The organism is Halodesulfurarchaeum formicicum, from assembly GCF_001886955.1.
Classification (GTDB): Archaea; Halobacteriota; Halobacteria; order Halobacteriales; family Halobacteriaceae; genus Halodesulfurarchaeum; species Halodesulfurarchaeum formicicum.
Genome location: NZ_CP016804.1, coordinates 306,549 through 333,073 on the forward strand (window position 1 = coordinate 306,549; position 26,525 = coordinate 333,073).

Below are 26,525 nucleotides of genomic sequence, written 5' to 3' on the forward strand. Positions count from 1 at the left end.
GCCTACCGTTCGTCCGCGATGAGGTAGTTCGCGGTGTGCTCGCCGCTGATCAAGGTCATCGGGACGCCGATGCCCGGCGTGGTGTACGAACCAGTGAAGTACAGCCCATCCAGGGCCCCGGAGCGATGGCCGGGCCGGAACACTGCGGTCTGGCGTAGCGTGTGGGCCAGGCCGAGTGCCGTGCCCTGGACGCTGTTGTAGAACTGTTCGTACTCCGAGACCGAGACGATCCGCTCGAAGACGATCCGATCCCGGAGGTCGGTGTCAGTCTCGTCGGCCAGGTCCCGAAGGATCTTGTCCCGGTAGGCCTGGCGGGTCGCCTCGTCGTCGTCCAGGCCAGGCGCGATAGGCACGAGGACCACGACCGCGCTGTGGCCGGCGGGTGCGACCGTGTCGTCGGTCTCGGACGGAACCGAGACGTAGTAGGCGGGGTCCTCGGGCCAGGCCGGGTTCTCGAAGATGGTGTCGAAGTGGTCCTCCCAGTTCCCGGGCAGGACGAGGGTGTGATGGGCCAGTTCGGGCACCTCGCCCTCGACGCCCAGGTAGAGCATGAATGCCGAGGGAGCGTACGTTCGTGAGTCCCAGTATTCGGCGTCGTACTGGCGGGCTTCCGGCTTCAGGAGTTCCTGCTCGGTGTGGGCGTAATCGGCGTCCGAGACGACGAGGTCGGTCGCGTACTCGCCCGTGTCCGTGCGCACGGTGAAGTTCCCTCGCGTCCCGCGAATCGCCGTAACTGGCTCGTCGGCGTGAAACTCGACACCCAGATCCTCGTTCAACTCGACGAGGGCGTCGACGACCCCGCCGATGCCACCCTCGGGGTAGAACACGCCGAGGTTGAAATCGACGTGGCTCATCAGGTTGTAGAGCGCGGGGGTGTTTCGCGGTGCGCCCCCGAGGAAGACGAGGGTGTACTGCATGATCTGGCGGAGTTTGGGGTGTTCGAAGTAGCCCTCGACGTGGTCCTGCATCGTCCCGAGCAGGGTCAGACCGCGGGCGTACTTCACGAGCCGCGGATCGAGGAAATCCCGCAGGCGCGAGCGATCCTCGTAGACGAAGTGTTCCATCCCGATCTCGTAGTTCTCCTGTGACTTATCGAGGTAGTCCTGCAGGGCCGCCCCGGCCCCGTCCTCGAAGGCCTCGAAGAGTTCGATGGTTCGGTCCAGATCGGGGGTGATGTCGATGCGGTCTCCCGCTGGCTGGCGGTCGAGCCCTGGTGGGTCCCCGTCCGGACGTGGTCCGACGTTCTCCTTGAAGAAAAGCCGGTAGTGTGGATCCAGATGCTCCAGGTCGTAGAACTCCCCTGGCGAGCGGTCGAAGTGGTCGAAAAAGCGCTCGAAGACGTCGGGCATCAGGTACCAGGAGGGCCCCATGTCGAAGCGAAAGCCCTCGGCCTCCATGACCGCCGCCCGCCCGCCCAGTTCCTCGTTTTTCTCGATCACGCGCACGTCGGCCCCGGCGTCGGCCAGGTAGGCGGCGGTGGCCAGCCCACCGAAGCCGGCCCCGACGACGGTCACGTCCCGACCGGAGAGCACAGTCATGTCAGGTAATTCAACGGCTGGTACCAAAAAGCGATGGGCCCCGGTAACCTCACTCCAGGCCGAAACTACTCGCGAGGATCGACTCGTGGCGGTCGCCGGCGGTGTAGGTCGGCCCGCCAAGCACGTCGATGGTCACCCGGGCGGGGCCGAAGACCGCCGGGTCGATCTGGGAGAGGTCCCAGTCGACACGCTCGTAGATGGCCTCGAAGGGCTCGCCGTAGGTCACGGCGGCGGTCGAGGCCACGTCTGCCAGCACCGAATCGTCCTCGCGAACGGTGAGATGGACGTCCCCGCCGTAGACGACGGCGTCGTTGACCCGACCCATGGCGGTCTCCTCGCTTGCCGCGACAGGGGGCACTGGGGCGGATCCGCTTGCGGTGATTACGTCCGTGGGGTCATATCCTAGCTCGAAGAGCCGGAAGACGGCGAGTTCGGCGGCCCGACCGGCCCCGCTGACGCTCCCGGCCAGGCTGGCGGTGCGGTAGGCCGGCAGGTAGACGGCCTGGGGGTCGACGCCGGCCCGCTCGGCGACGTGCTCGGCGACCGAATCCGTTGGCTGCTGGTCCGTTTCGACACTCAGGACGGACAGGTCGAAGGCCTCTGCGTACTCCAGGCGCTGGTACTCGGTCTCTTCGGCGACCTGGGCGCGGGCCGGGCCCGAACCCAGCCCCTCGAAGTCTGACAGGGCGAGTTCCCAGCCGGCTTTCTGGGAGCCGAGCAGGGCGAGCCCGGGCTGGTCGGTCGCGAGTTCGACGTGGGGGCGGGGGAAATCGGCGACGGTGTCCATCCGGGTCTGGACGGTGGCCAGCCCGGCGGTCTGTAGCTCGGTGAGCAGCAGGCCGGCCTCCAGCCCGCCGTCGGCCTCGATGCCGAAGTCGATGACCGTCGCGCCCGAGGGGAGTTCGTGGGGCGAGACCCCGAGTTCGTCGGCAAAATCCAGCGCCTCGTCGGCCAGTTCGATGGCCATCCGGTTGAGCGGCTCCATGGCCCGGGGTTTTCCGTCCTCGGATAAAGAGTTTCGTACCTGGGGAGTTACCGAGCTCTATGGCGCTCTACTTCCGGCCCGTTTGCGACCGCGACCATCACACTTTCGAGGATTCCCGTGCCTGATCGGCCCGACGATTCAACTGTTCGAGTCGACGCTCGTTCGCGTTTTCGAGATCGGCCGGAAGCTGATCGCTCGCCTCGACCAGTCTCGTCTGGACGCGGCCGAGACGCTCCTGGACCGTTCGCAGACTTTCATCCGCACGGCCTCGATCCCCGGCCCGTGCCTGGTCGGCTGCTCGCTGGGCGGCCTCGCCGACAGCTTCGAGGGCGCGGGCGAGCCCCTGGATCGCGTTCTCGGCGCCACCACCGGGTTCCGAATCGGTCTCGCCATCCTCCTCAGCGAGTGCCGCGACGGCCGCGCTCGTCTCCGTTGCGACGTCGGCGAGGTAGGTCGCAAGCGAGGCTTTGCCGGTCCGGGGTTCGGAGAGGCGGACTCGCCCCTGGCCGGTCGGGTTGACGCGATACGCGCCGAGTTCGTCGTCGGTGTCTCTGACTTCGGTCGTGTAGGCACCGCCCTGGTGGAGGTACACGCCATCCCGGTCGAGAAGCGGGGCATCGTAGATGCGCCCGGCAAAATCGTCCTCGATGGCCATGGCATTTAGCTCGCTGTCCGCGCCCTCGGGGTCGATTTCGAGTTTCATCGAGTGCTCGCGAGCGACAAGCGGGATCTCTCCTTCGACGCCGGCGGTCGTGGGCCCGCTCGCTTCCTCGTCGACTCTTACCGATTCGCTGTGGGGTTCGACACCGGGGCCGTTGACCGTCAACCGATGGTCCCCACTCGGGACGTCCCGAGCGACTGCCACGCCGCGGAAGGTGGGGAGTGCTTCGGGTTCGCTCTCGAGCAGCGCCACGGACTCGACCCCGAGGTCTTGTGTGGTCAGCCCCTCGCCGTCGGGGGCGTCCTCGCTGGTCACTGTCTCCGTGATCCCGGCGATCACCGTATTAATCGACGGCGGCTGGGAAATCGCGTCGTATCGGTCGGCCAGCGTCGACCGGTGGTTTGGCTCGGTGATGTCCTCGGCCGGGTCGTCATAGCGGGCCTGTTCCCAGGGAACCCCGGCTGTCGTAATGTGGCTTGCTAGCATGTCTTCCGCGAAATCGGGGATGGCGAACTCGAAGCTCAACTGGGGGCCTGTGAAGTCGGTGATGTGTTCGACCTCGCTCGTCGGGACGAGGTCGTAGGCCACGGCGTCGTCTCGGTCGCTCTCCTCGTACTGAAAGACCGTGCCCGTCGCCCGGCCGGGCAAGTCCCCCGGTGGCGAAGTGAGGTCGGCAAACGACCGGATCGTCAGTTCCTCGGCGATGAGGTCTTCGGGCTCGATCGAGGGGAGTCGATCGTGCTCGTAAATCGGCTCGCCATCGAGCTCGGGCACCACGTAGGGGAGTCGTGACCCCTCGTCCCGTGGCAGGCCGTACGCGATCGGGATGTTGATGATGTCTTCGAGGCCCTCGATGCTGCTGTTGGTGATGTCCGCGAAGGTATCTTCGAGGGAGAATCGCTGGAACCGATCCGCGACGTCGTTGACCGAGAGCGCACTGGAGTGTGAGCCGAGTTCCGAGAGGATACGGGGAATACGCCCCGGGGCGGGGTCGAGAAACTCGTTGTTGGGCACGGTGCCCGAGTGGGAGCTTGCGACGTACAGCTGTGGCTCACCGGTGTCCGTATCGACGAAGACGTGGAGGACCTCCCAGTCATGCCAGTGAAAGTTCGTCGTGAACTGGTCGAAGGTCGAGTAGTACCAGAACTGGATGACCGCGAGTGGCGACTCCTCGTAGCCGACCCCGTGGTAGAACACCGTCGGATCCGGTGGGCTGTCCGATTCTTTCGCTCGGTCGGTGTACCCGTCGAACGCGTCGAACCCGTCGACGATGGGTTCGCCGTCCTGTTCGGTCTCGTAGACCCGTGGATCGGTCGGAAACCACTTCTCGTGGGCATCGAAGTACAGCGTCGGGGCGAACTGCTCGGCGAGTTCGCGAGCGCGCTGTTCGTCCAGGGGACTCGTCTTGCCGTCTTCGGCAGGCGAGATCGACGAACAGCCAGCCAGCGAGGACATACCAAGTGCCGTGGCTGCCGTGAGGAAGGTCCGTCGGTCGACGGTGGTCGAATCGTCGAGTGACACGATATATCTTTTCAGGGGAGTGAGCCGTTAAAGCGTGGCCGTTGGATGACTTTGCTCAGAAGAGATCTAGCAACTCGATGGCCACCTCGATTAGCTTGTCGAGCCGCCCGCTCGATTCGGACTCGTCTGGCTCGGTTTCCGGGTCGGTCATAGGGCTTCTTCAACCGGTTGCTTCGTCAAATTATTGATGGTGGTCACGCTGGAAAAAGATCTTCAGTTGGAGAACACCGATCCTCGGATAGCTCGGACAACCCTCGCTCACTGATCCTCGGGCGGCCGTTCGACAATCCGATCGGCGAGCGACTGGAGGAACTCGCCGGGCACGTCCTCCGGGGTCCAAAGCAGTCGCTCGACCATCACGAGCCCAGCCGCCACCCCCGTCCCGACGAACCCCAGCAGCAACTCTCCGCGGGCGAGAAGTGAGAGCCCGAACACGCCGATCGGGAGCGCGAACAGAAGCGTCCCACCGAGCGTGAACAGATCGACGATTCCCAGCTGCGACATACTGGTGATTTTGCCTCCGGCACGAAAAGCCGTTCGTCGCGTTCCCCGCGTATTGTGGCATCAGTGTTTTCATGTGAGAGAACCAATTAATATGTGCGAGTGTTACCATGGAACAGGACACACAGGCCAGGCTCGAATCGATCGTCGACCGGCTCTCGGGCGACGAGGACGTAACCGCCGAGGAACTGCAGGAAATCGCCGAAGGGCTGGAGACCGGGAAGAAGTACACCTGTGCGACCTGCCAGATGTTCTGCACCGGCGAGGACATCATGGTGATTTACGACACCGAAAACGAATCGTTCCTCCAGATCGAGGTGCCGATGGACGAAGCCGAGCCGCTGGTCGTCACCCGGGTGGATTGAGTCGTCGGCAAACGGGTGGCTTCTTGGGCCCGTCGGCCGGAGGGCCGGTATGACTCTCGGTCCCGACGCCACGGTCTATCTCCTCGCGTTCGTTCCGGCGGTCATCTGGGGGTTCTCTCCCGTGCTCGACAAGCGCGGGATGTCCCTTTCGGGGACCGCACTCCAGGCCTCGCTGACAGTGGTCGTCGTGGACCTCACGCTTTTTGTCCTAGCGTTGCTCGTGTTCCGCGGCCCGGCCCTGCTTGCCGGGCTCGATCCGGCTGTGGCGGGGCTCTTTCTCTTCGCCGGCATGACTGGAACGGCCCTGGGTCGGCTGGCCATCTTCGTCGGTGTCGACCGGGTGGGGGCGAGCATCAACAGCGCCGTCGTCAGCGCCCGCCCGCTGTTCGCGACGGCCCTCGCTTTCGGACTGCTCGGCGAACCGGTCTCGCTCGCGACCGGCGTGGGGATCGTCGTTCTCGTCGCGGGCCTGGCGATTCTCAGCCTCTCGAAGGGCGGTGACATCACGGGTTGGGAGACCCGTGATCTGGCCTACCCGCTCGCCTCGGGCACGCTCTTTGCCTTCGGGAACGTGCTCCGACGGCTGGGGCTTGGAACCGGCGGCGCGGACGTGCTGCAGGCCGTCGCGCTCAACGAGGCCGGGGCCCTGCTCGTCTTTCTGGGGTATGCCGCGGTCAGTGGGACGGCCGGCTTCCGGTCGGCAGAGCGCCGTTCCTACCTCTATTTCGCCGGGAGTGGTGTCCTCACTGCCGTCGCCCTGCTCTCGATGTTCGGGGCGCTCGCGCTTCCGGCCGGGCGAGTGGCCATCGTGGAGTCGTTGGCCTCGACGGCCCCGCTTTTCACCACCGTCTTCGCCTATTTCTTCCTCAAGGACCTCGAACGGGTCACGCGGGGGATCGTCCTGGGTGCGTTGCTCGTGGTGATCGGGGTGGTGTTCGTGACGGTCGAACCCGGGCTTTTCTTGTGACTAGGCGGCTGCTGGCGGGGATTTGAACCGAAATCAGCCGTGCTCGCTCCGCTGCGCGCGCCTGATAGGGTTCAAATCCCAGCCGCCCTCATCAGTCGAGTTCACGGCTCGCGACACAGCAAGCTGGTCGCTCGCCGGTGAACGTCTCGGAGAAGTGCGCTGGCGGGGATTTGAACCAGACCTTCACAGCCGATAGCGGTCTTTTCCCCAAGTTTTTGCGAGGGGCTGCGGAGCAGCCCCTCGGAAAAAGTGGGGCTCACGGGTCGTCCCTCCCCGTTCGCCGTATCGAGGCGCTCGCTCAGCTCGCGCCTCGCTGTGCGCTGGCGGGGATTTGAACCACGGTCACTTCGCTGCGCTCGTTCCCTGATTCAAATCCCAGCCGCATTCACGACCGCAAATCGAACCGAGCGACACCTGCGGGTCGCTCGGTGTCGATGTAATTGAGAAATGCGCTGGCGGGGATTTGAACCACGGTCACTTCGCTGCGCTCGTTCCCTGATTCAAATCCCAGCCGCATTTACGACCGCGATTCTACCTCTCGCGACACAGCAAGCTGGTCGCTCGAGGGTAGAAGTCAATGAGAAATGCGCTGGCGGGGATTTGAACCCCGGTTGTGACCATGGCAAGGTCACGTGATACCACTACACTACCAGCGCAGGCCTTGCAACTGACTCTGAGTGAGCCATGGGAAAAACCCTTTCGAATCGAGGGGCTCACTCTCCGTCGCTTCGCTCCGTTTGCAACCGTTCGACGGTCCGCTCCAGGTCCTCGAGCTCCGCTTCGAGCTCGTCGATCCGCTCCTCGTCGACGTTGTCCCCGGTGAGCATGCGTTTCAGAATGACGAGCAGGCCGACGATCACCACGAGTGGCAGGACAAAGAGGAGCAGGATGATCAGCAGTTCCATCCCGCCGGGAACCTGGAGGGGGAGCATATGAACATGTTTGTGTTCCAACCACATACCTCGTTCGGCGGCGAGTGCCCGTCCCGGACGGGACCCAGGATTTCGACCGGCCCAAAACACCCCGAAACGTCCGAAAACGTACGTCAAACCGACGCATACTCGCGGATTGAAACGCCATGCTTATATGGGCGAGTCGAAAAAGATGCCTACAGTCTCATGGCGAGACGCGGACGCGGGCCGGCATGATCAGTGTACTCGTGCCGTCGTCCCTCGTCCGGGAGACCACCGACAAACGGTCGGCGACCCTCAAGCTGGGGTACGTCGCCCGGGCGGCGGCGGTCTTCCGGGCCGACCGCCTCGAGGTCTTTCCGGACCCCGAGGGGGAGAATCGATGGGGCGGCGGGTTCGTCGAGACGGTCCTCCGGTACGCCGCGACACCGCCCTACCTCCGAAAGGAGGTATTCGGGACGCGGGACGAACTGGAGTACGCCGGTGTGCTTCCCCCGCTCCGTCTCTCGGCATGGACCGGCTCCGAATCGAGCGGTTCGGGGTCGTTACGTCAGGGAGTAGTGACCCAGGTCGGATCTGACGGGCGCGTTCGGGTCAATTGCGGACTGCAACACCCGGTCTCCCTCCACACGCCACCCGGTATGGACGTGGCGGAGGGGGAACGCGTGACCATCAGGGTCTCTTCGCGACGACCGGTTCGCGCGAAGCTCGTGGCCGAGCCCCTTCCGGGCTTTGCCGTCGAGCGCGTGAACCTCCGGGACGCTCTCGGTCGTCCCGACGCCGGACTCCGGGTCGGTACCTCTCGTCACGGCACGCCGTTGACGGCGTCCATGGCGACCGAGGTAGCGACCCAGGGCGTCGAGGACGGACTGACCGTCGCGTTTGGGGCCCCGGGTCGTGGCCTGCCGGCGATGCTCGGACTCGATCCGGGCGAACTGGCGGCCGATTCGGGCCCCCCGATGGACAGCGAGACCCGTCCCACCGACTCACCGGCCGGATTCGACGCCTGGCTGAATACTATCCCGGACCAGGGCAGCGAGGTCGTGCGAACCGAGGAGGCGATGTTCGCGACCCTCGCTCACCTGACGCTCACGGAGTGATACGATGCCACAACCAAACCGACCACGAAAAGGCTCGATGGGGTTCAGCCCCCGCAAGCGCGCTCAGAGTGTCGTGCCACGATTCGGCTCGTGGCCCGACGACGACGGGCAGGTCGGCCTGCAGGGATTTGCCGGGTACAAAGCTGGCATGTCCCACGTCGTCATGATCGACGACCAGGCCAATTCCGCGACTGAAGGCATGGAGACGACCGTGCCCGTAACCGTCGTGGAGACCCCGCCCATGCGCGTTGCAGCCGTGCGTGCGTACGAGAACACGGCTTACGGGAAACGCCCCCTCACTGAGGTCTGGGCCGAGAACGCCCATCCCGACCTCGATCGAGCTGTCTCCCTACCGGACGGTGCACAGGACGAGAACAGAGACACACTGACTGCGGCCCTCGAAGACGGATCCGTCGACGACGTACGTGTCGTCTCCTATACGGTTCCCGCCGAGGTGCCAAGCGTGCCACGCAAGAAGCCAGACGTGATGGAGAATCGCGTCGGCGGCGGCACGATCGGCGACCGCGTGGAGTTCGCCCTCGACCTCCTCGACGCCGAGGGGGCCTTCGAGTTCGGCGACGTGTTCCGCGCCGGCGAGTTCCTCGACGTCGCGGGCGTCACCAAGGGCAAGGGCCTGCAGGGGCCCGTCAAGCGCTGGGGTGTCCAGAAGCGAAAGGGCAAACACGCCCGCCAGGGCTGGCGTCGCCGGATCGGCAACCTCGGCCCGTGGAACCCCTCACGCGTTCGCTCGACGGTCCCCCAGCAGGGGCAGACCGGCTACCACCAGCGAACTGAACTCAACAAGCGGCTCCTCGAATTCGGCGACGAGGATGACGTCACCGTCGACGGTGGCTTCCCCAACTACGGCGAAATCGAGGGCCCGTACGCGCTCATCGAAGGATCGGTTCCCGGTCCGGAGAAGCGCCTGGTGCGGTTCCGGCCGGCTGTACGGCCGAACCAGTCGCCGCGTCTCGATCCCGAGGTGCGGCACGTGAGCACCGCCTCGAACCAAGGATAAACCATGCAGGTACCACTCAGAGACCTGGACGGCGAGGAAGTCGAGACCGTCGACTTACCGACGGTCTTCGACGAGCCAGTCCGCCCGGACCTCGTCCGGCAGGCTGTGACCGCCGCCCAGGCCAACCGTCGACAGGACTACGGTGCCGACGAGTACGCCGGGATGCGAACGTCCGGCGAGTCCTTCGGGAGCGGTCGTGGGATGGCCCACGTGCCGCGCTCGGAGGGACAGGGCGTTCGGGTTCCCCACACCGTCGGGGGCCGTACGGCCCATCCGCCGAAAGCCGAGAAGGATCGCACGCGAACCATCAACGACAAGGAGCGAAAGGCAGCGGTCCGCAGCGCCATCGCGGCGACGACGGATCCCGAACTGGTCGCCGAACGCGGTCACCAGTTCGACGCCGAGACACTCCCCATCGTCCTCGAGGACGACTTCGAGGACGTGCAGAAGACCCAGGAGGCACTCGCCACCCTCGAGGCCGTGGGCCTCGGGGCCGACATCGAGCGCGCCGACGAGGGACGATCCATCCGGGCTGGGCAGGGCAAGCGGCGTGGCCGCAAATACCGACGTCCGAGCTCGGTCCTCGTGGTCACTTCCAGTGAGAGCGGGCCCTCGCGGGCCGCCCGCAACCTGGCCGGCGTCACCGTGGCGACCGGTCGAGAGGTCAACGCCGAGGACCTGGCCCCCGGTGGCGAGGTCGGTCGACTCACCGTCTTCACCGAAAGCGGCCTCGCGGAGGTGGCAGACCGATGAGCGACGTCATCGACCACCCCCTCGTGACCGAGAAGGCGATGAACGCGATGGACTTCGACAACAAGCTTCAGTTCGTCGTCGACATGGACGCGTCGAAGCCGGCGGTTCGCGACGAGGTCGAGGACCGCTATGACGTGTCCGTACTGGACGTCAATACGATGATTACCATGAACGGGACGAAGAAAGCAATCGTGACACTCTCGGAGGACGACGACGCACAGGACGTCGCCTCCAGAATCGGGGTGTTCTGAGATGGGACGACGCATTCAGGGACAACGACGCGGTCGCGGAACCTCGACGTTCCGGGCGCCTTCCCATCGGTACAAAGCGGAACTCTCCCACAAGGTCGAGGAGGAGGGCGATCTCCTCGTCGGCGAAGTCACGGACATCGAACACGACCCCGCCCGGAGTGCCCCCGTCGCTCGCGTCGCCTTCGAAGACGGCGACGAGCGACTGGTGCTGGCGCCGGAAGGGGTCGGGGTCGGCGACCGGATCGAGGTCGGCGTCTCCGCCGCCATCGAACCGGGCAACACGCTGCCCCTGGCGGAGATCCCCGAAGGGGTTCCGATCGTCAACGTCGAAGCCCAGCCGGGCGACGGCGGGAAGTACGCCCGGGCGTCCGGGGTCAGTGCCGACCTGGTCACTCACGAACGGGACGCGACGGTCGTCAAGCTCCCGAGTGACGAGGTCAAACGGCTCTCCCCGGACTGCCGGGCGACCATCGGCGTCGTCGCCGGTGGCGGTCGGACCGAGAAGCCCTTCGTCAAGGCAGGGAAGAAACATCACAAAATGAAATCCCGGGGCACGAAGTGGCCGCGGGTTCGCGGGGTCGCGATGAACGCCGTCGACCACCCGTTCGGTGGTGGCGGCCGACAGCACCCGGGACGCCCGAAGAGCGTCTCGAAGAACGCCCCGCCGGGTCGCAAGGTCGGCGACATCGGATCACGACGAACCGGCCGCGGAGGGAACTAACATGAGCGAACTACGCACCGGCCGCGAGGACGAGGCATTCACCTATCGCGGCTACGAACTAGAGGAGTTGCAGGAGATGTCCCTTGAGGAGGTCGCGGAACTGCTTCCCGCACGACAGCGGCGAACTATCACCCGTGGCCTGTCCACGGAACACGAGAAGCTGCTCGCCGAGGCGCGAGACGCTGAACCCGAACAGACGGCCGACGACCCGATCCGGACCCACCTGCGTGATATGCCGGTGGTCCCGGAGTTCGTGGGCCTGACGTTTGCCGTGTACACCGGACAGAGCTTCGAACGCGTCAAGGTCGAGCCCGAGATGCTCGGGCACTACCTCGGCGAGTTCCAGCAGACCCGGACACAGGTCGAGCACGGGCAGGCGGGCATCGGCGCGACCCGCTCTTCGAAGTTCGTGCCACTGAAATGAGCATGGGAATCAGTTACAGCGTCGACGTCGATCCGGAGTCCTCCGCGAAGGGGATGCTCCGCGATCGGCCTATGAGCCTGAAGCACAGCAAGGCCATCGCCCGTGCCATCAAAGGGCGGACCGTCGAGGAGGCCGAAGCGTACCTCGAAGCGGTGGCGGCCGGCGAGCAGTCCGTGCCGTTCAAACAGCACAACAGCGGTGTCGGTCACCGCGGGGACATCGACGGCTGGGACGCCGGTCGATACCCCGAGAAGGCCACCGCGGCCTTCCAGTCGCTTTTGGGAAACGTCTCCAACAACGCCGAACAGGCCGGGCACGAGCCCGCCGAGATGGAGATTGCCCACGTCGCCGCCCACAAGGTCGGCGAGCAGGAGGGACGAAAGCCCCGCGCGTTCGGGCGGGCCTCGCCCTGGAACACGACCCAAGTCGACGTCGAGATGATCGTCGTCGATCCGGAGGCAGGTGAGCAATAATGGCAGACGAACTCGAATTCATCGAGCAGGGGCTACAGCGCTCCCAGATCGACGAGTTCTTCGCGGACGAACTCGCCCGTGCGGGCTACGGCGGCATGGAAGTCGCTCACACGCCGATGGGGACCCAGATCGTCCTCGAAGCGGAAAAGCCCGGCATGGTCATCGGCAAGGGCGGAAAGAACATCCGGAAGATCACGACCGAACTCGAGGAGCGGTTCAACCTCGAAGACCCACAGATCGACGTGCAGGAGGTCGAGGAGCCGGATCTGAACGCCCAGATCGTGGCCGACCGGCTGGCGAACGCCCTCGAACGCGGCTGGTACTTCCGGAAGGCCGGTCACACGACGATCGACCGGATCATGGAAGCCGGCGCGCTCGGCGCGGAGATCGTGCTCGCCGGCAAGGTGACCGGCGCTCGATCCCGTGTCGAGAAGTTCAACCGTGGCTACATCAAGCACAACGGCGAACCCGCCGAGGAGATCGTCGATGCGGGTCAGGCCGTCGCGGTCATGAAACTCGGCACGATCGGGGTCAACGTGAAGATCATCCCGCCCGAGGCCGAGTTGCCCGACGACTTCACCATCGAGGAGGACGCCGACATTTCGGATCTCGTGGTCGAAACGGAGGGCGAGTCCGTCGAGGAGCTCCTCGAAGGCGAACCCGAGGACACCGAAGCCGCCGCCGAGGACTTCGAAGAAGTCGAGACCCCCGGCGGGGACGAGTCCCCGGAGGAGGCCGAAATCGAAGAGGAACTCCTCGAAGACGTCGAGGAGGAGCCCGAGACCGAAGACACCGAGGCGGCCGAGGCGCCCGAAATCGAGGACGTCGAGGAAGACGCCGAGGCCGAGGCCGAGCAACTCCTGGATGAGATGGACGAGGAGGTGGAGGAATGACGATCCTCTACCCCACCGAGATCCGGGACATGACTCCGGCCGAACGGGAGTCCGAACTCGAGGAGCTACAGACGGAACTTCTCAACGCCAAGGCGGTCAAGGCCGCCGGTGGCGCGCCGGAGAACCCGGCACGAATCAAGGAGCTGCGGCGCACCGTCGCCCGGATCAAGACGATCCAGGCCGAGGAGAGCGACCCAGCCGCGGAGGAACAGTAAGATGACACTCTCGCCCGAGACGTTGCCCGGCCACGAGCTCATCGGACTGCGGGTCCGAGTCGCGACTTCGACTGACCCGACACGGGTCGGTATCGAGGGCCGGGTCGTCGACGAGACGAAACACACGCTCCTGATCGAGCGTGACTCGGGCGAGGTTCGGGTTCCCAAGGCGGGAACGACATTCGAATTCGTGATCACAGATGAAGCCGCGGCGTCCGCGAAGGGCGCCGGGACCGTCGCTCAACCGGCCGTGTCGGCTGGCTCGGCTGGCGAGGCGACGGCCTCCGTTACGGTGGATGGACGTCGATTGCTCTCACGACCCGCCCGCAGAACCGTTTCAGGAGGACGATTACAATGGCGATAGGACTGAACGTAACGGAGCCGGAAGGCACCTGCGCCGATGACAACTGTCCGTTCCACGGAAGCCTTTCCGTGCGCGGCCAGGTCATCGAGGGCACGGTTGCCTCGACGGACATGGAAAAGACCGTCGTCGTCGAGCGCGAGTACGACGTGTACGTACCGAAATACGATCGGTACATGAAGCGTCGATCGCGCGTCGCGGCTCACGCCCCGGCGTGCTTTGACTTGCAGACAGGCGACACGGTCCGCATCGCAGAGACACGACCGCTCTCGAAGACGAAAAGCCACGTCGTCGTCGAAATTACCGACGACGGGGGTGAGGCCTGATGGAAGCCATCAAGGCCGATGTCACCCCGGGCCTGGAGAAGGGTTCGCTGATCACGTGTGCGGACAACACGGGCGCACGCGAACTCAAGGTAATTAGCGTCTCCGGGTACCAGGGAACGATCAACCGGCATCCGAAGGCCGGCCTGGGTGACAAAGTGACCGTCTCGGTCACCAAAGGCACGCCCGAAATGCGTCGCCAGGTGCTCGAGGCCGTCGTCGTTCGACAGCGCAAGCCCATCCGCCGACCGGATGGCACGCGTGTCAAATTCGAAGACAACGCTGCCGTCATCATCGACGACATGGGCGAGCCGCGGGGCACGGAGATCAAAGGCCCCATCGCCCGGGAAGTCGCAGAGCGGTACGGAAGCATCGCGTCGACAGCGACAATGATCGTATAGCTATGAGTGAACAACCAACCAAACAGCGTATGGGAACCGAACGTGCGCCGCTCCACGAGCGACACAAGCAGGTTCGGGCCACGCTCAGCGACGACCTCCGCGAGGAGTACGGACAGCGGAGTGTCATCGTCAACGCTGGTGACACCGTCGAGGTCCTTCGCGGCGATTTCGCCGGGGAGGAAGGCGAGGTTCTGGCCGTCGATCTGAAGGCCGCCGTCGTCCACGTCGAGGGTGTCACCCAGGAGACCGCGGAGGACGAGGAAGTGCCTCGTCCCCTCGACGCCTCGAACCTGCGGGTCACGGAGCTGGACCTGGAGGATCCCGTGCGCGAAGCGCGACTCGAAGGTGAGACAGAATGAGCAACCATCAGAAACGACTCTCGGTCCCGAAGTCCTGGCCGGTCGAACGCAAGACCGCCACCTTCACGGCGAAAGCCGCCGGCGGACCGCACGGCGAGGACGGCGTCCCCCTCGTGATCGTCCTTCGGGACGTACTCGGGTACGTCGACACCGCCACGGAGGCCACCTACGCGGTGAACTCCGGTGGCGTCCGCATCAACGGTGACAGCGTCGACGATCGCAACCGACCAGTCGGGATGTTCGACATCCTGGCGTTCCCCGAACGCGACGAGTACTACCGGGTGTTCCCGGACGAGGGCGGCCGGCTCGGCCTGACGCCGATCGACGAGGCCGACGCGGGCTCCAAACTCGGGAAGATCATCGGCAAGACGACCGTCTCGGGCGGTCGGACCCAGCTGAACCTCCACGACGGTGCGAACCTGATCGTCGAGGACGAGGACTACAGCGGGAACGACTCGATCGTCCTGGACAACGAGACAAACGAGATCGTCGCCCACTTCGTGTACGAGGAGGGCGCACTCGTGACCGCCGTCGCCGGCCAGCACGCCGGCGAGATCGGTACTGTCGAAGACATTAGCGTAACCCCCGGCAGCGCCTCGAACACCGTCACCGTCGACACCGGCGAGGGCGTCTTCGAGACCGTCGAGGAGTACGTCGTCGTCATCGACGAGAACTTCGTCGGCGAGGACGCCGAGTTGCCCACGGAGGGTGATGCCTGATGTCCAGCACCGAGACTGACTTCCACGTGATGCGCGAACCGAGCATCGAGAAGGTCGTCGTCCACATGGGCGTCGGCCACGGTGGGGAGGATCTGCAGCTGGCCGAGACGATCCTCGAAGAGATCACGGGCCAGGAGCCGGTCCGGACGACCGCCAAGCGGACCGAACCGGAGTTCGGCATTCGCGCGGGCGACCCGATCGGCGCGAAGGTCACCATCCGTGGTGACCTCGCCGAGGACTTCCTCGACCGGGCACTCGCGATCGCCGACGTGACCCGTGGGAACTTCGATCAGACCGGAAACGTGAGCTTCGGCATCGAAGAGCACACCGACTTCCCCAGCCAGGAGTACGACCCGACCATCGGGATCTTCGGCCTCGACGTGACCGTCAACATGGTCCGGCCGGGCTATCGCGTCTCCAAGCGCGACCAGGCCACTCGCCAGATCCCGTCGAACCACCGGCTGACGGCCGAGGACGCCATCGCGTACCTCGAAGCCAACTACGACCTGGAGGTAACGACATGAGCGACACAGAAGATACCCAGGAGACCGGACAGACACACACGTGTCGCCGATGTGACCGCGAACAGGGTCTCGTCGGAAAGTACGACATCTGGCTGTGTCGACAGTGCTTCCGGGAGATCGCCCCGCAGATGGGCTTCAAGAAGTACAGCTAATCATGACAGCAGACGACCCACTGGCGAACGCGCTCTCGGGCATCAACAATGCCGAGAGTGTTGGCCAGTTGACACATACGGTAACGCCCGCCTCGAACGAGATCGGTGCGGTACTCGAGGTCCTCTATGACCGCGGGTACATCGGCGGCTTCGAGTACGTCGATGACGGCCGCGCCGGAACGTTCGAGGTCGAACTGACGGGGTCCATCAACGAGTGTGGACCCGTGAACCCGCGATACTCGTCCGGCGTGGACGAACTCGAGAAGTGGGAGAAGCAATTTCTCCCGGCTCGGGACTACGGCACGCTGATCGTGACGACCTCAAGCGGGATCATGAGCCACTACGAGGCCCGCGAGAAGGGCATCGGTGGCCAGCTCATCGCGTACGTATACTGACAATGTCACGAATCGAAATCCAACTACCCGAGGACGTTTCCGCCGAGACCGAGCGCTTTGACCTCACGGTCGAGGGGCCGGCGGGCTCGGTGCAGCGACGACTCTGGTTCCCCGGCGTGACCGTTTCCGTCGAGGACGAGACCGTCTGCATCGAATCCGACGCGGCGGACGCCAAGACCAACGCCACGATGGGGACCTTCCAGAGCCACGTGGAGAACATGATCCACGGGGTCACCGAGGAGTTCGAGTACCGGATGCAGATCCACTACTCTCACTTCCCGATGCAGGTCTCCGTCGAGGACGACGCGGTCGTGATCCAGAACTTCCTCGGCGAGAAGGCCCCACGACGGGCCCCCATTCGCGGCGACACCGAGGTAACAATCGACGGCGACGAGATCACCCTTACCGGCCCCGACAAGGAGGCCGTGGGGCAGACCGCCGGCGAGATCGAACAACTCACCCGGGTTCCCGACAAGGACACGCGGGTGTTCCAGGACGGCGTGTACATCGTCGAGAAGCCGTCCCGTGGAGGTGCCTGAGATGAGCGACAACGGCGAGCCAGGAGAGCTCGAAGACATCAGCGGGATCGGCCCCTCGAAGGCAGACGCCCTCCGGGAGGGCGGCTACGAGACGATTACGGACCTGCAGGCGGCAAGCCAGTCCGAACTCGCCGAACTCGAGGGAATCGGGAACGCGCTTGCGGCCCGCATCAAGGCGGACGTCGGCGGCCTCGAAATCGAGGAGGAGACCGAGGCCGAGGTCGAGACCGAAGCCGAAGAAGAAGAAGAAGAAGAAGCTGCGGACACGGAGGTCGAGACCGAGCTGCGCCCCCGTGGCGTGGCCGACAAGACGCCCGACCTCGACGGGGAGCGCTCCCGGCTGCTCGCCCAGCGAGCACGGGAGGGCAAACCGGCGTTCAACCAGCAGGACCACCACAAGAAAAAGCGTGTGAGTGCCTCGTGGCGCAAGCCACGTGGGAACCTCTCGAAGCAGCGACTGGGTATCAAGGGGAAGGGCGCGACCGTCGAGGCCGGTTACCGGACCCCGACGGCCGTCCGCGGCCTGCACCCCAGCGGCTTCGAAGAAGTGCGGGTTCACCGCCCCGAGGACCTCGAAGACGTCGATCCCGACCGGGAGGCGGTTCGGATCGCCAGCGCCGTCGGCGGACGCAAGCGCGAGCGCATTGAGGACATCGCGGCCGAGCGGGAGATCCGCGTGCTCAACCCGACCTACGAGGAAGTGGAGGTGACCGAGAATGAGTGATCTCTCGACCCAGAAGCGACTCGCCGCCGACGTGCTCGATGTCGGCGAGAACCGTATCTGGCTCGACCCGGACGAACAGAGCGAGATCGCCGAAGCGATCACCCGCGAGGACATCCGCGAACTGGTCCAGAACGGGACGATTCGGGCGAGCGAGCCGTCGGGCAACTCCCGCGGTCGCGCCCGGAAACGAGACGAAAAACGCGCCGCCGGCCATCGGAAGGGCCCGGGCACCCGCAAAGGGAAGGCCGGGGCTCGTTCGGACCCGGCGGACGAGTACCGGGACGGCATCCGGGCGATTCGACGCGAACTCCGCGAGCTGCGGGACGACGGCCCGCTCTCCCGCTCGCAGTACCGCCAGCTCTATCGGATGGCAAGCGGTGGCGAGTTCGACAGCGTCCGCCGGCTCCGGGCCTACATCGAGGACAACTACGACATCGAACGAGGTGACATCTAATGGCCAGCGGACCACGCTACAAAGTACCGATGCGGCGACGCCGCGAGGTCCGGACAGATTACCATCAGCGGTTGCGCCTGCTGAAATCCGGGAAGCCCCGACTGGTTGCTCGCGTGAGCAACCAGCACGCCAGGGCGCAGCTGGTGACTCTCGGTCCGGACGGAGACGAAACGATCGCGAAGGCGATCTCGGCCGATCTGGCCGAGTTCGGCTGGGAGGCCCCCACGGGCAATCTCCCGGCGGCCTACCTGACCGGCCTCCTGGCCGGCACGCGGGCCCTCGAAGCGGGACTGACCGAGGCCGTGCTCGACATCGGCCTCAACCGAGCGACCCCGGGCGCGAAGGTGTTCGCCATTCAGGAGGGTGCCATCGACGCCGGGCTCTCGATCCCGCACAACGATTCGGTCTTCGCGGACTGGGAACGGACCCGTGGCGAACACATCGCCGAGTACGCAACGCAACTCGACGAGCCGCTTTACAGCGGTTCGTTCGACGCAACAGACCTGCCGGACCACTTCGATACAGTGCGTTCGGCCCTACTGGAGGATAACGAATGAGTCACACCGACGCCTGGGAGCCCACGACCCGACTGGGTCGTCGCACCAAGGACGGCGAGATCGAAGACATGTCCGCCGCCCTCAACTCCGGCCTTCCACTGAAGGAGCCGGAAATCGTCGACACGCTCCTGCCGGGGCTCGACGACGAGGTACTCGACATCAACATGGTCCAGCGGATGACCGACTCCGGCCGCCGCGTGAAGTTCCGCGTGGCGGTCGTCGTCGGCAACCGCGACGGCTATGTTGGCTACGCCGAGGGCCGCGACGACCAGGTCGGCGGGGCGATCCAGAAAGCCATCGACATCGCGAAGCTGAACATCATCGACGTCTCTCGGGGCTGTGGGTCCTGGGAGTGTGGCTGTGGGCTGCCCCACACCGTCGCGCTCCGCACGACCGGCAAGGCCGGGAGCGTCGAGGTCGAACTGATCCCCGCGCCACGAGGCCTCGGTCTCGCGGCCGGTGAAACGGTCCGCCAGGTGCTCTCGATCGCCGGGATCGAGGACATCTGGACCCGCTCGTCGGGGAAGACCCGGAGTACGGTCAACTTCGGCAAGGCGACCTTCAACGCCCTCAAGCGGACGACCGAGGCCCGGGTCCCCGACCGCACGCTCGACGTGCGTGAGGTGATCGAGTGATGCAGGCCGTCGTTCAGATCCGTGGTGACGTCAACATGATGGCGGCCGTCGAGGACACCCTCGACATGCTGAACCTTCATGGCGTCAACCACTGCACGCTAGTGCCGGAGACCGACACGTATCGTGGCATGCTCACGAAGGTCAACGACTACGTGGCCTTCGGCGAGCCCAGCCAGGACGCGCTGGAGACGGTTCTGGCAACGCGCCTCGAACCGCTCGAAGGCGACGCCGACGTGGACGAGGCGTGGCTGGCCGAGCACACCGAGTACGACTCCTTCGAGTCCCTCGCAGCCGCGCTGCTTGAGGAGGAGACCACACTGCGAGAGCTTGGTCTCTCGCCGACCCTCCGGCTGCACCCACCACGGGGCGGCCACGAGGGCATCAAGAACCCCCGGAGCCAGGGCGGTCAGCTTGGCACTCACAGCACCGCGGAGATAGACGAACTCCTCGCGGCGATGCGATAACCATGACGAGCAAGAAACGACGCCAGCGCGGCACGCGAACCCACAGCAGCGGGTCCCAGAAGAACCGGCGTGGAGCCGGTCATCGCGGGGGCCGTGGCCGCGCCGGCCGCGACAAACACGAGTATCACCACTACGAACCGCTCGGCAAGAGCGGCTTCAAGCGTCCGGAGAAGGTACAGACGACCGTCTCGGAGGTCAAACTCCGCGAGATCGACGAGGATCTTCCGCTTCTCGTCGAGTCGGGTGTCGTCACCGAGACCGACGACGGCTATCAGGTCGACGCCCGCGAACTGGGCGATGCGGAGGCCGACGTCGTGAAGGTCCTGGGTGGGGGGCAACTCCACCACACCCTTTCGGTCACGGCCGACGCCTTCACCGACGGTGCCCGGGACGCACTCGAAGCGACCGGCGGGGACGCCATCGTTCCCGAGGACGCCACGGACGAACCGGACGAAAGCGAGGACTAACCCATGGGATGGAAGGAGGCCGCTGAACCCTATCTGACCCGGATGCCCTCGGTCGAGCGACCGACGGGCCACGTTCCGTTCAAGCGCAAGCTGGCCTGGACGGGCGCCGTGCTGGTGCTTTACTTCTTCCTGACGAACGTGTATCTCTTCGGCGTGGCGGGCGGCGGCGAGGACCTGTTCGGACAGTTCCGCAGCCTGCTCGCCGGCGGTCAGGGGACGATCCTGCAGGTCGGGATCGGCCCGATCGTCACCGCCTCCATCGTCTTGCAGCTTCTGGGCGGGGCGAACCTGCTGGGGCTGGATACCTCAGACCCCCGCGACCAGGCGCTCTATCAGGGCCTCCAGAAGCTCCTCGTGATCGTGATGACCCTGCTAACGGCGATCCCGATCGTCTACATGGGCAATTTCCTGCCGCCCAGTGATCAGATCGCCGCCAGCCTGGGAATCGGGACGTTCGGCGTGCAGTCGCTGATATTTGCCCAGGTGCTCGTCGGCGGGATCCTCATCCTCTACATGGACGAGGTCATCTCCAAGTGGGGTGTCGGATCGGGGATCGGCCTGTTCATCGTCGCCGGTGTCTCCCAGAGTCTGGTCGGCGGCCTGTTCTTCTGGGAGGGCGAGGTCGGCAACGAGGGCGTGATCCCCACCTGGATCGACATCGCACTGGGGAACGCCGGGGCGATGCCCTCGATCCTCTCTGCGGACGGGATCATGTTCCTGCTCATCGACGGGCAGATTCTCGCCATCATCACGACCATCCTCATCTTCTCGGTCGTCGTCTACGCCGAGTCGGTGCGGGTCGAGATTCCGCTCAGTCACGCCCGCGTGAAGGGTGCCCGGGGCCGCTTCCCGGTGAAGCTCATCTACGCGAGCGTGCTGCCGATGATTCTCGTTCGGGCGTTGCAGGCAAACATTCAGTTCCTCGGGCGGCTGTTGCGGAGCCAACTCGGCGAAGCCGGCATGCCGACCTGGTTGGGCGTCTACCAGGAGACTCAGGGCCAACTCGTCCCAGTTGATGGGTTGTTCTATTACCTGGCGCCCATCTACCAGCGTTCGGACTGGATGTGGTGGCTCGGCGGGACGGCCCAGGACCCGGCCCAGATCATGCTCCGGGTCGCGATCGACCTCTTCATCATGATCGTCGGCGGGGCGATCTTCGCCATCTTCTGGGTGGAGACCGCCGACATGGGGCCCGAGGCGACGGCAAAGCAGATCCAGAACTCCGGGATGCAGATCCCCGGGTTCCGGCAGAACGTCGGCGTTATCGAGAAGGTCATGGAGCGGTACATCCCCCAGGTCACCGTCATTGGCGGGGCCCTCGTGGGGCTGCTCGCCGTCCTGGCGAACATGCTCGGCACCATCGGGCAGGTCTCCGGAACGGGCCTGCTCCTGACGATCTCCATCATCTACAAGCTCTACGAGGAGATCGCCGAGGAGCAGCTCATGGAGATGCATCCCATGATGCGCGAGATGTTCCAGGAGTAGTTATCGTAAGTGGCTTTCACCCCAATTTTATCTCGCTTTCACTAACTCGGACAGTCACATGTCTGATCCGACATCCGATTACGGGTATTCCCAGAAAAGATGAAGGGCGTGAGTCTACTGAAACCCACCACCACAGGACTTTACGTAGACCAAATCGAGAATCGTGGCAATCGTACAACCAATTTTCCAAAACCAATCCCCTTACGGACGGGTGTCCGGGACCCTTCGTTTTTAGCAGTTGACAAGTAATCAGTAAGATAAACTGCTGTTTATCGACCATCGCTTGCCACGTTGGCCCGCATCGAGGTGAATCCCTACTGAACTGATCTGTCGGACAGCGTTTCGACCGGTAAACGGAGAAGCGGTTTCGGGGCGTCAGTCCACGGAAAGCGGATCCTCGAAGAGCCGACGGGCGACCGTCGAGAGGATGCCAACCCCGATCGGGAGACTGTCCTCGATGACGTCGAAGGTCGGTGTGTGATAGTCCCCGGGGTGGCTCGTTCCGATCCCGATTAGCGTGCTGTACCCGCCGGTGTCGCTGACTGCCTTCAGCAGGTAGGTGACGTCTTCGCTCGACCCCATTTCCATCCAGGGCACTACTTCTGAGACGCCGTCCACGTCGTCTGCTACCCCGGTCACCAGCTCGACCAGCTCCGGGTCCGAATCGTGCCGGATGGACTCGCCGATGGTCGTGTACTCGACGCTACACTCGTGCATCTCGGCGGCGGATTCCAGGATCCGCTCGACGGAATCCCGCATGTACCCCATCAGTTCGGTCGTCTCGCCCCGGACCTCTACCTGCGCCTGTACGCGATCGGCGATGACGTTTGTGCCGTTCTCCGAGCGGACCTGGCCGACGTTCACCCGGGTTACACCCTCTCGATGTCGGGGAATCCCGTAGAGGTTCTCGGCCGCCGTGAGGAACGCCTGGAGGGCGTTGTCTCCCTGGTTCGGTGCCAGACCGGCGTGGGCCTGCGTGCCGCTGAACTCGAATTGCATCCGGTTGAGCGCGAGGGCTCCCCTGGCCCCAGCGACGACCCCGCCGGTCGGCTGTCCCAGGCCGACGTGGGTCCCGATCATGTAATCGACGTCCTCGATGTGCGGGCCGTTGGCCATCGCTTTACCCCCACCGAGCAGCTCCTCTGCCGGCTGGAAGAACACTTTGAGCGTTCCCTCGAAGTCACTCCGCTGGAGGGTCTCGATGGTTCCGAGGCCGAACGTGATGTGTGCATCGTGTCCGCAGGCGTGCATGTAGCCCTCGTTCTCCGAGCGGAACCCTTCCGCTGCGGGAACGTGGGCCGGATCCTCGGACTCCGTGACCGGGAGCGCGTCGATATCCACCCGAAGGCCGACGGTGGGCCCGTCCCCACGGTCCAGTACGGCCACGGCCCCCGTATGACCCCCTTCGATCGCGTCGAACACGTCCGACTGGCCGTCGTAGCGATCTTTGGCCTCCTGGAACCACTCGTCGAGTTCCTCGGTGTCCGGCACGCCGAGCCGTTTCGCGGTGTCGAGGGCCGCCGGCCCGACAGCGATTTCGTCCACGCCGATGGATTCGAGTTCGTCGACGATCCGGACCGTCGTGTAGAACTCCCGCCACCCGGGCTCGGGATAGCGATGGAAGGCCCGTCGAAGGCTGCTGAGCCGACGCCGGGACGGCACGTTGTCGAGTACTGTCATTCACCGGTGCTACGCGTCGACGCTTCGAAGTAGCTTTTCCCGCTCGTCTTTCGGGTGTGCCACTGGCCATCGGAAGTGTCGCTGAGAGTGATCGACCGGGAGCTCCTGGAGTCATGCACTGCCCGATTCTTCTCGGGCGTATCGATGACCGATATGGAGGAGGAAGGCCGCGATGTACCCCCCGGCCAACGCCATCGTGAGCGGGGTTCGACCCACGGCCGCGATCAGCACGAGGAGGACGGGACCGATCAGGAGGAGCCCGTCGAACAGGCGGTCCTGGGCGCCGACCTCGAATACGGTCTCGACGAGCGGGATGGCCGTCGGGTTCATTTGTATCCCCCCAGATAGTGGAGGGCCGACCGCATCGTCACCAGGATCGGGATGATCTCCAGCCGGCCGATCCACATGTGAAAGAGAAAGAGGACTTTCCCGATCCGGGGCAGGGATTCGGGGCCCGTGATGCCAGCCGAGAGGCCGACGTTCCCCTGTGCGCTTGCGACCTCGAAGAGGACGTTCTCCAGGGTGTAGGTGTCGGGGAGGATCACCAACAACACCATCACGCCGACCAACAGAAAGAGCACCCAGAGCAGCGTGATGATGGCGGCCTCGGTGAACTCGCGGTGACTCTCTTCCGGTGTGAGACTCCGGCCGTCGATTTTCATGCGTCGAACCGCCGAATCGGGATAGAAGACGCCCGCGATCTGGAACCGCATCCCCTTGGCCAGCGTGAGGGCCCGGATGAGCTTGATCCCGCCGACGGTCGACCCGGCTGCACCCCCGACGACCATGCCACCCGTCACGGTGAGCTGGGCTGCGGCCGGCCAACTGCCCAGCGCGACGTTCGTCGCGTCAACGGCGGTCTGGAACCCCGTACAGGTAGCCGCCGAGACGAACTGGAAGAGCCCGTACCGAAGCGCCGCGAAGGCGGTCTCGTAGACGCCAGTCGCGTACACGATCGCCCACACGAGTGCCGACCCGGCCCCCATGTAGAGGAACACCCACCGGGTCTGCAGGTCCTGATAGAGGTTTCGCAGATCGCCGTTGAGCATCAGATAGTGGACGGGAAAGGCGATCGAGCCCATGAGCATGATCGGAATCAACACGAAGTCGATCACGGCGCTGTCGTAGGTGGCAATCGAGTTGTCCGTGATCGAGAACCCGCCGGTCGCGAGTCCGGTCATCGCGTGGTTGATCGAATCCCAGATGGGCATGCCGGCGAGGAACAGCGCGAAGATGGAGACGAAGGTAAAGAGGAGGAAGATCCACCAGATGGTCCGGACCGTCGAGACGATGCTCGGGTGGATCTTCTTCGACCGCGCCTCGCTCTGATAGAGGGTCAACGAGCCACTCCCGGGTCGGGACAGAATCGCCGCGGTCAGAACGATCACCCCGACGCCGCCGACCCACTCGGTGAACGTCCGCCACCACTGGAGGGTGTGTGGCAGGACCGATTCGTCGTCGGTCATGGTTAGCCCCGTTCCGGTAAAGCCGCTCATCGACTCGAACAGTGCGTTGAGCGGGTCCGTGAACGCGGCGAGCGTGGCCGTTTCAGCCGGCACGCGCAGCAGGGCCGGGTCGAGTCTGACCGTCCAGGCGATCAGGAGGAAGGGCAGGGCGCCAAAGAGCGCGACGAAGAACCAGCCGGACGCGGCGATCACCATCCCGTGATACCGCGTGGGGTCACTCGCCGACGCGAAGCGCTGGTGCAGAAAGCGGCCCAGGCCAATTGGGATCGCTGCCGAGACCAAAAGTGCCGGGATGGCGTAGAATTCCTGCCAGACGAGCGGAATCAGGAGGGAGACCACCATCAGTCCGCCGAGGGCCTCGAGCATCCGGCCGATGTCCCGAATGACCGTCTGGGGGCCGGTCCCGATGTGGAGGTTGAATCGTGGGTGATACATGATCGTGGATCGTCTCGTACAGGGCGTGGCCCTAAAGGTGGTCCTCGAAGTGGCCGAACAGGTCAGTGAGTTCGGGGTCCGCGCCGAACCCGGAGTAGACGGTCACCAGATCGCCGGCCTGAAGAACCGTATTGCCGCCAGGGGTGATCGGCCGGTCACAGCCCTCCCGATCGATCGCGACGAACAGCACGTCTTCGGGGATCCGGCTCTGTTCGGCCGCCTCGCCGATGCTCATCCCTGCCAGTTCGGCGTCCTCGGTCACCGTGATCTCGAAGACCTCTGCATCCTCACCGATCCGAAGGAAGTCCCTGATCGCCGGTCGTTCGACCGCCCGGTAGAGGTGATCTGCGATCAGGTCCTCCGGGTTCTCCATCGTCTGGACGCCGATCCGCCTGAAGAGCTCACGGTGATCGGTGTTGTGCATAACCGAGAGCACGTGTGGAATTTCGAACTCCTCGGCAAGGAGACTCGTCATCACGTTCGTCGCGTCGTGTTCGGCCGTGGAGATGATCGCATCGGCCTTCCCTGCGCCGGCCTCCTCGAACGTATCGATGTTCGTCGCGTCCGCGTTGAGCACCAGGCAGTCGTACTCGCTCGCGATGAAATCCGCTCGGGCTTCGTCGCGTTCGATCACGACGACTTCGTTTCCGGCCGCGGTCGCGATATCGATCAGTGGCGTGCCGATATCGCCCGCACCGACGATGATGAGATACATGGTTTTCGCTCAGTTTGGATGGGATGGGGTTAATTGTTGCACTTCTCAGGGTGGCCTTCGACGGCGAACCTCCCTGATAGCGAGGGCCAACACGGCCAACACGGCGACATCCAGCAGCAGGAACTCGATGGCCGGAAGGGCTCCGGAGTTGTGCCAGATCAGAATGTCCTCGACGAACAGGACCAGGAACACGATCACGAGGAGCGCGATTCCGGGCCGGCCAAGTGTACTACGGATCATGGGACATGTTCTCCACACCGAATTCCGTCAGGCGGGTGATGCCACCGCGTCGACCGGGTGGGCAGTCCCCGTATCGGTATACTGAGTGCTTTACCGGAGACTGTAAAACAATTACGCTTAGGTATTCGATCGG

At 64.7% G+C, this 26,525-nt stretch carries 37 protein-coding genes and 1 tRNA gene; 27 read left to right on the plus strand and 11 right to left on the minus strand.

All coding sequences use genetic code 11. From position 1 onward, the window contains the following. Positions 1 to 2: 2 nt before the first annotated feature. From HSR6_RS01515 to HSR6_RS01530, 4 genes are all read right to left on the minus strand, one after another. A complete protein-coding gene (locus tag HSR6_RS01515; protein ID WP_070364286.1) occupies positions 3 to 1,538 on the minus strand; it encodes a phytoene desaturase family protein in 1,536 nt (511 codons plus the stop codon). 49 nt (positions 1,539 to 1,587) lie between these two features. Further along, positions 1,588 to 2,523: a methenyltetrahydromethanopterin cyclohydrolase gene (gene mch / locus HSR6_RS01520; RefSeq protein ID WP_071932611.1), complete on the minus strand. Its 936-nt coding sequence runs from the start codon at positions 2,521 to 2,523 to the stop codon at positions 1,588 to 1,590. Positions 2,524 to 2,620: 97 nt separating this feature from the next. Further along, the gene (locus tag HSR6_RS01525) at positions 2,621 to 4,705 is read right to left on the minus strand and encodes a hypothetical protein (protein WP_071932612.1); all 2,085 of its coding nucleotides are present in this window, start codon (positions 4,703 to 4,705) and stop codon (positions 2,621 to 2,623) included. Between the two features lie 258 nt (positions 4,706 to 4,963). Beyond that, the gene (locus HSR6_RS01530; RefSeq protein ID WP_071932613.1) at positions 4,964 to 5,209 is read right to left on the minus strand and encodes a DUF7533 family protein; all 246 of its coding nucleotides are present in this window, start codon (positions 5,207 to 5,209) and stop codon (positions 4,964 to 4,966) included. A 107-nt stretch (positions 5,210 to 5,316) separates the two neighbouring features. Here HSR6_RS01530 and HSR6_RS01535 point away from each other — a divergent pair, with 107 nt between their 5' ends. Beyond that, positions 5,317 to 5,571, plus strand: coding sequence for a hypothetical protein (locus HSR6_RS01535; protein ID WP_070364290.1), 255 nt, complete (start codon positions 5,317 to 5,319; stop codon positions 5,569 to 5,571). A 49-nt stretch (positions 5,572 to 5,620) separates the two neighbouring features. Next, positions 5,621 to 6,538, plus strand: a complete 918-nt coding sequence (locus HSR6_RS01540; protein WP_070364291.1) for a DMT family transporter — start codon at positions 5,621 to 5,623, stop codon at positions 6,536 to 6,538. Between the two features lie 585 nt (positions 6,539 to 7,123). Here HSR6_RS01540 and HSR6_RS01545 read toward each other — a convergent pair. Continuing rightward, a tRNA-Gly gene (locus tag HSR6_RS01545) sits at positions 7,124 to 7,194 on the minus strand. A gap of 57 nt (positions 7,195 to 7,251) precedes the next feature. Next, the gene (locus HSR6_RS01550) at positions 7,252 to 7,470 is read right to left on the minus strand and encodes a hypothetical protein (protein ID WP_071932614.1); all 219 of its coding nucleotides are present in this window, start codon (positions 7,468 to 7,470) and stop codon (positions 7,252 to 7,254) included. A 212-nt stretch (positions 7,471 to 7,682) separates the two neighbouring features. Here HSR6_RS01550 and HSR6_RS01555 point away from each other — a divergent pair, with 212 nt between their 5' ends. The 25 genes from HSR6_RS01555 to secY are packed head-to-tail and all read left to right on the plus strand — an operon-like array spanning position 7,683 to position 21,856. Beyond that, complete coding sequence (locus HSR6_RS01555; RefSeq protein WP_070364293.1) at positions 7,683 to 8,549, plus strand: putative RNA uridine N3 methyltransferase; 867 nt, start codon at positions 7,683 to 7,685, stop codon at positions 8,547 to 8,549. A gap of 4 nt (positions 8,550 to 8,553) precedes the next feature. Next, positions 8,554 to 9,567, plus strand: a complete 1,014-nt coding sequence (locus HSR6_RS01560; RefSeq protein WP_070364294.1) for a 50S ribosomal protein L3 — start codon at positions 8,554 to 8,556, stop codon at positions 9,565 to 9,567. Between the two features lie 3 nt (positions 9,568 to 9,570). Next, a complete protein-coding gene (gene rpl4p / locus HSR6_RS01565) occupies positions 9,571 to 10,320 on the plus strand; it encodes a 50S ribosomal protein L4 (protein WP_071932615.1) in 750 nt (249 codons plus the stop codon). Further along, a complete protein-coding gene (locus HSR6_RS01570) occupies positions 10,317 to 10,571 on the plus strand; it encodes a 50S ribosomal protein L23 (RefSeq protein ID WP_070364296.1) in 255 nt (84 codons plus the stop codon). The genes rpl4p and HSR6_RS01570 overlap by 4 nt, the downstream gene beginning before the upstream one ends. A gap of 1 nt (position 10,572) precedes the next feature. Beyond that, positions 10,573 to 11,292 carry a 50S ribosomal protein L2 gene (locus tag HSR6_RS01575; RefSeq protein ID WP_070364297.1) on the plus strand — a complete coding sequence of 240 codons (720 nt, stop codon included), beginning with the start codon at positions 10,573 to 10,575 and terminating at the stop codon, positions 11,290 to 11,292. Position 11,293: 1 nt separating this feature from the next. Further along, positions 11,294 to 11,716: a 30S ribosomal protein S19 gene (locus HSR6_RS01580; RefSeq protein WP_070364298.1), complete on the plus strand. Its 423-nt coding sequence runs from the start codon at positions 11,294 to 11,296 to the stop codon at positions 11,714 to 11,716. Positions 11,717 to 11,718: 2 nt separating this feature from the next. Continuing rightward, positions 11,719 to 12,189: a 50S ribosomal protein L22 gene (locus tag HSR6_RS01585; protein ID WP_070364299.1), complete on the plus strand. Its 471-nt coding sequence runs from the start codon at positions 11,719 to 11,721 to the stop codon at positions 12,187 to 12,189. Next, positions 12,189 to 13,082, plus strand: coding sequence for a 30S ribosomal protein S3 (locus HSR6_RS01590; protein WP_070364300.1), 894 nt, complete (start codon positions 12,189 to 12,191; stop codon positions 13,080 to 13,082). Before HSR6_RS01585 ends, HSR6_RS01590 begins: the two co-directional genes overlap by 1 nt. Beyond that, on the plus strand, positions 13,079 to 13,297 hold the full coding sequence (gene rpmC, locus HSR6_RS01595; RefSeq protein ID WP_070364301.1) for a 50S ribosomal protein L29: 219 nt from the start codon (positions 13,079 to 13,081) through the stop codon (positions 13,295 to 13,297). The genes HSR6_RS01590 and rpmC overlap by 4 nt, the downstream gene beginning before the upstream one ends. Before the next feature lies 1 nt (position 13,298). After that, positions 13,299 to 13,661, plus strand: coding sequence for a ribonuclease P protein component 1 (locus tag HSR6_RS01600; protein WP_070364302.1), 363 nt, complete (start codon positions 13,299 to 13,301; stop codon positions 13,659 to 13,661). Further along, positions 13,652 to 13,984 carry a 30S ribosomal protein S17 gene (locus HSR6_RS01605; RefSeq protein ID WP_070364303.1) on the plus strand — a complete coding sequence of 111 codons (333 nt, stop codon included), beginning with the start codon at positions 13,652 to 13,654 and terminating at the stop codon, positions 13,982 to 13,984. The genes HSR6_RS01600 and HSR6_RS01605 overlap by 10 nt, the downstream gene beginning before the upstream one ends. Further along, entirely contained in the window at positions 13,984 to 14,382 is a 399-nt protein-coding gene (locus HSR6_RS01610) for a 50S ribosomal protein L14 (protein ID WP_070364304.1), read from the plus strand. The genes HSR6_RS01605 and HSR6_RS01610 overlap by 1 nt, the downstream gene beginning before the upstream one ends. Before the next feature lie 2 nt (positions 14,383 to 14,384). Beyond that, on the plus strand, positions 14,385 to 14,741 hold the full coding sequence (gene rplX, locus HSR6_RS01615; RefSeq protein ID WP_071932616.1) for a 50S ribosomal protein L24: 357 nt from the start codon (positions 14,385 to 14,387) through the stop codon (positions 14,739 to 14,741). Next, positions 14,738 to 15,460, plus strand: a complete 723-nt coding sequence (locus HSR6_RS01620; protein WP_070364306.1) for a 30S ribosomal protein S4e — start codon at positions 14,738 to 14,740, stop codon at positions 15,458 to 15,460. The genes rplX and HSR6_RS01620 overlap by 4 nt, the downstream gene beginning before the upstream one ends. After that, positions 15,460 to 15,984 (plus strand): 50S ribosomal protein L5, encoded by a 525-nt coding sequence (locus HSR6_RS01625; RefSeq protein WP_070364307.1) that lies wholly within the window; start codon positions 15,460 to 15,462, stop codon positions 15,982 to 15,984. The genes HSR6_RS01620 and HSR6_RS01625 overlap by 1 nt, the downstream gene beginning before the upstream one ends. Then, positions 15,981 to 16,136: a 30S ribosomal protein S14 gene (locus tag HSR6_RS01630; protein ID WP_070364308.1), complete on the plus strand. Its 156-nt coding sequence runs from the start codon at positions 15,981 to 15,983 to the stop codon at positions 16,134 to 16,136. Before HSR6_RS01625 ends, HSR6_RS01630 begins: the two co-directional genes overlap by 4 nt. 2 nt (positions 16,137 to 16,138) lie before the next feature. After that, complete coding sequence (locus HSR6_RS01635) at positions 16,139 to 16,531, plus strand: 30S ribosomal protein S8 (RefSeq protein WP_071932617.1); 393 nt, start codon at positions 16,139 to 16,141, stop codon at positions 16,529 to 16,531. Between the two features lie 2 nt (positions 16,532 to 16,533). After that, on the plus strand, positions 16,534 to 17,070 hold the full coding sequence (locus HSR6_RS01640) for a 50S ribosomal protein L6 (RefSeq protein ID WP_070364310.1): 537 nt from the start codon (positions 16,534 to 16,536) through the stop codon (positions 17,068 to 17,070). Between the two features lies 1 nt (position 17,071). After that, positions 17,072 to 17,794 (plus strand): 50S ribosomal protein L32e, encoded by a 723-nt coding sequence (locus HSR6_RS01645; RefSeq protein WP_071932618.1) that lies wholly within the window; start codon positions 17,072 to 17,074, stop codon positions 17,792 to 17,794. Beyond that, complete coding sequence (locus HSR6_RS01650; RefSeq protein WP_070364312.1) at positions 17,787 to 18,248, plus strand: 50S ribosomal protein L19e; 462 nt, start codon at positions 17,787 to 17,789, stop codon at positions 18,246 to 18,248. Before HSR6_RS01645 ends, HSR6_RS01650 begins: the two co-directional genes overlap by 8 nt. Continuing rightward, a complete protein-coding gene (locus HSR6_RS01655) occupies positions 18,248 to 18,805 on the plus strand; it encodes a 50S ribosomal protein L18 (RefSeq protein WP_070364313.1) in 558 nt (185 codons plus the stop codon). Before HSR6_RS01650 ends, HSR6_RS01655 begins: the two co-directional genes overlap by 1 nt. Beyond that, positions 18,802 to 19,440 (plus strand): 30S ribosomal protein S5, encoded by a 639-nt coding sequence (locus HSR6_RS01660; RefSeq protein WP_070364314.1) that lies wholly within the window; start codon positions 18,802 to 18,804, stop codon positions 19,438 to 19,440. Before HSR6_RS01655 ends, HSR6_RS01660 begins: the two co-directional genes overlap by 4 nt. Next, positions 19,440 to 19,904: a 50S ribosomal protein L30 gene (gene rpmD / locus HSR6_RS01665; protein ID WP_070364315.1), complete on the plus strand. Its 465-nt coding sequence runs from the start codon at positions 19,440 to 19,442 to the stop codon at positions 19,902 to 19,904. The genes HSR6_RS01660 and rpmD overlap by 1 nt, the downstream gene beginning before the upstream one ends. Positions 19,905 to 19,906: 2 nt before the next feature. Beyond that, positions 19,907 to 20,371 carry an uL15m family ribosomal protein gene (locus HSR6_RS01670; RefSeq protein WP_070364316.1) on the plus strand — a complete coding sequence of 155 codons (465 nt, stop codon included), beginning with the start codon at positions 19,907 to 19,909 and terminating at the stop codon, positions 20,369 to 20,371. Between the two features lie 3 nt (positions 20,372 to 20,374). Continuing rightward, positions 20,375 to 21,856 carry a preprotein translocase subunit SecY gene (gene secY / locus HSR6_RS01675; RefSeq protein WP_070364317.1) on the plus strand — a complete coding sequence of 494 codons (1,482 nt, stop codon included), beginning with the start codon at positions 20,375 to 20,377 and terminating at the stop codon, positions 21,854 to 21,856. Positions 21,857 to 22,231: 375 nt separating this feature from the next. Here secY and HSR6_RS01680 read toward each other — a convergent pair whose 3' ends face one another. From HSR6_RS01680 to HSR6_RS01700, 5 genes are all read right to left on the minus strand, one after another. After that, the gene (locus tag HSR6_RS01680) at positions 22,232 to 23,536 is read right to left on the minus strand and encodes an amidohydrolase (RefSeq protein ID WP_071932619.1); all 1,305 of its coding nucleotides are present in this window, start codon (positions 23,534 to 23,536) and stop codon (positions 22,232 to 22,234) included. Between the two features lie 111 nt (positions 23,537 to 23,647). Further along, on the minus strand, positions 23,648 to 23,866 hold the full coding sequence (locus tag HSR6_RS01685) for a hypothetical protein (protein WP_070364319.1): 219 nt from the start codon (positions 23,864 to 23,866) through the stop codon (positions 23,648 to 23,650). Beyond that, positions 23,863 to 25,437, minus strand: a complete 1,575-nt coding sequence (locus tag HSR6_RS01690) for a TrkH family potassium uptake protein (RefSeq protein WP_071932620.1) — start codon at positions 25,435 to 25,437, stop codon at positions 23,863 to 23,865. The genes HSR6_RS01685 and HSR6_RS01690 overlap by 4 nt, the downstream gene beginning before the upstream one ends. Positions 25,438 to 25,468: 31 nt before the next feature. Beyond that, positions 25,469 to 26,152 carry a potassium channel family protein gene (locus tag HSR6_RS01695; protein ID WP_071932621.1) on the minus strand — a complete coding sequence of 228 codons (684 nt, stop codon included), beginning with the start codon at positions 26,150 to 26,152 and terminating at the stop codon, positions 25,469 to 25,471. A 45-nt stretch (positions 26,153 to 26,197) separates the two neighbouring features. Then, entirely contained in the window at positions 26,198 to 26,392 is a 195-nt protein-coding gene (locus HSR6_RS01700) for a hypothetical protein (protein WP_083426074.1), read from the minus strand. Positions 26,393 to 26,525 lie beyond the last annotated feature (133 nt).